The 2,338-nt window shown below is 65.9% G+C and carries 2 protein-coding genes; one reads left to right on the top strand and one right to left on the bottom strand.

Going from position 1 to position 2,338, the window contains the following annotated elements:
- Nucleotides 1-52: 52 nt before the first annotated feature.
- On the bottom strand, nucleotides 53-850 hold the full coding sequence (locus WAN02_RS31300) for a GntR family transcriptional regulator (protein WP_422269249.1): 798 nt from the start codon (nucleotides 848-850) through the stop codon (nucleotides 53-55).
- A 102-nt stretch (nucleotides 851-952) separates the two neighbouring features.
- On the opposite strand from WAN02_RS31300, the gene WAN02_RS31295 reads away from it, so the two are divergent.
- A partial coding sequence (locus WAN02_RS31295) for an MmgE/PrpD family protein (protein WP_422269248.1) occupies nucleotides 953-2,338 on the top strand: 1,386 nt, incomplete at its 3' end.

The raw sequence follows: 2,338 nt of genomic DNA, 5'->3' as shown, positions 1-2,338 counted from the left end.
GTGCCGGCGACTGTGCGCCGTATGCCGACGCGATCGACGAAGCGACGCTGCCCTAGCTCGGGCGGCGCCGCACGTCGTGGGCGATCGCGAATCCGTCACCGGCGTCCAACTCGGCCGCCGTCTGGGTCATCAACACACGACTGCGGTTGGGCGACAACAGGATCGATACATAGTGGTGCGGCACGCCGGCCACGAATGCCAGCCGGTTGACTCGAACCAGTGCCGACCCGATCGCGACGTTGAGCAGACCAGCGTTGCGCGGCCCCGCGATCTCGGCGGTGATCTCGTGCTGCATCCGATCGACGACAACACCGGCGCCGGAGAGCAACTCGTAGAGTGGTGCACGTCGAAGCGCCTGCGCGGTCAACACCTGTGCGAGATCGGCCGGCAGCCAGGCTTCGGTGATCATCAACGGTTCGCGGGTTCTGCGTTCGCGTCGAACTCGCAGAATGTGCAAGATCTCCGCGACGCCACCGAGCGCGTCGCCGATCGTTGCCGGCGGCATTCGGGTGTCGTGTTCGACCACGTCGACCGACGTCTGGAACTGCGTCTGCCGCAGATTGTCCATGTAGGAGCCGGACAGCGGCGCCTCATCGGAACGGTCGAGTTGCCGGACGAAAGATCCGACGCCTTGCCGACGTTCGATGTAGCCCTGCTCGGCCAGATCGGCCAGCGCTCGTCGCACGGTGATCCGGGACACCCCGAACTGATCACACAGAGACTGCTCGGTCGGCAACGCCTCACCGGGAGCGATAGCGCCGCGGGCAATCTCGTCGTGCAGCACTAGGAAGAGCTGGCGATGCAACGGCACCCCGGCACTGGCAGACACCCCGCCGCTGGTCTCCTGCATGAGCATCAATGCTGTCACACCGCCCTTGCCGTCGAAGTCAGAAGTTGTTATAACTATATAACAACTAGCCAGTCCGGCAACCCTTCGACTACAGGACCGACGATGACCGCGACCGCTGTTCACCAGCACCCCGCCACCGACCCGGAGGGGCCGACCGGACGACTGGCCACCTGGGTCGCCGGCCTGACCCTCGACGACATCCCGCAGACCGTCGTCGAACGCGCCAAACACCTGCTCCTCGACGGTGTGGGCTGCGGCCTGATCGGCGCGCAATTGCCCTGGTCGCGGGTAGCCACCAACGCCGTCCTCGATCTTGAGAACAGCGGCGACACCGCGGTGATCGGCACCGGCAAATCCACCAGCGGACCGGCCGCTGCCGTGCTCAACGGGACCTTCATTCAGGGCTTCGAGCTCGACGACTTTCACCCCATCGCGCCGGTACACAGTTGTTCGCTGGTCATTCCCGCGCTGCTGTCGACAGCGGCCGCGCAGTCGCGGACCACCACCGGCGCGGATTTTCTGCTCGCGGCGATCATCGGCTTCGAGGTCGGCCCGCGGGTCGGCTACACATTGCACGGCGCGCAGATGCTCGACCGCGGCTGGCACTCGGGCCCGGTGTTCGGCACCCATTCGGCGGCGATGGCATCGGGCAAACTGCGCGGGTTGTCGCCGGCGCAGTTGGAGGATGCCCTCGGCCTGGCCGGCACGCAGTCGGCGGGTTTGATGGCCGCACAGTACGAAGCGATGAGCAAGCGCATGCACCACGGCTTCGCCGCCCGCAACGGTTTCTACGCCGCCGGGCTCGCGGCAGCCAACTACACCGGCATCAAACGGGTCTTCGAGCGTGAATACGGCGGATTCCTCAGTGTTTTCGGTGAAGGCCACGAACCCGACGCGTCGTTGCTGACCGACGAACTGGGTGAACGGTGGGAGACCTCCATCATCATGGTCAAGTCCTACGCGGTGATGGGCGGCCTGCACGGAGCTGTCGACGCAGCTCGTCAACTACGGGAATCTGTTGTCGGCGCAGATATCTCGAAGATCGACATCACGGTCGGTGAGACCGTGTACAAGCACGGGTGGTGGGCGCCCGAGCGGCCACTGACCGCCATCGGCGCTCAGATGAACATCGGCTATGCGACGGCGGCCGCGCTGCTCGACGGGAACGCCCTGCCCGAGCAGTTCACCCCGGCACGGCTGGACGCCGACGACATCTGGTCGTTGATCGGCGTCACCGATGTGCATTTAGACGAGTCGCTCGCCGACGCCCCGCTCACCGAGCGGTTCCGCACCGACCTCGCCGTGACCACCCGCGACGGCGACGTCCATCAGGTCCGGGTCGTCGCGCCGCACGGTGCGCCATGGGACCCGGTCACCAACGACGAATTGGTTTCCAAATTCCATGCTTTGGCCGATCGCGTCACCAGCCGCGATCGCGCCACGGCGATCGAACGCGCGGTGCTCGGTCTGGAGAACCTCGACGACGTC

The sequence above is a fragment of the Mycobacterium sp. genome, from assembly GCF_049281135.1.
GTDB lineage: Bacteria > Actinomycetota > Actinomycetes > Mycobacteriales > Mycobacteriaceae > Mycobacterium.
This window is presented reverse-complemented; position numbering and strand designations above follow the sequence as displayed.

Excerpts from the sequence above, each read along its gene's own strand:
- WAN02_RS31300 (WP_422269249.1), bottom strand. The coding sequence starts at position 850 with ATGCAGGAGACCAGCGGCGGGGTGTCTGCCAGTGCCGGGGTGCCGTTG.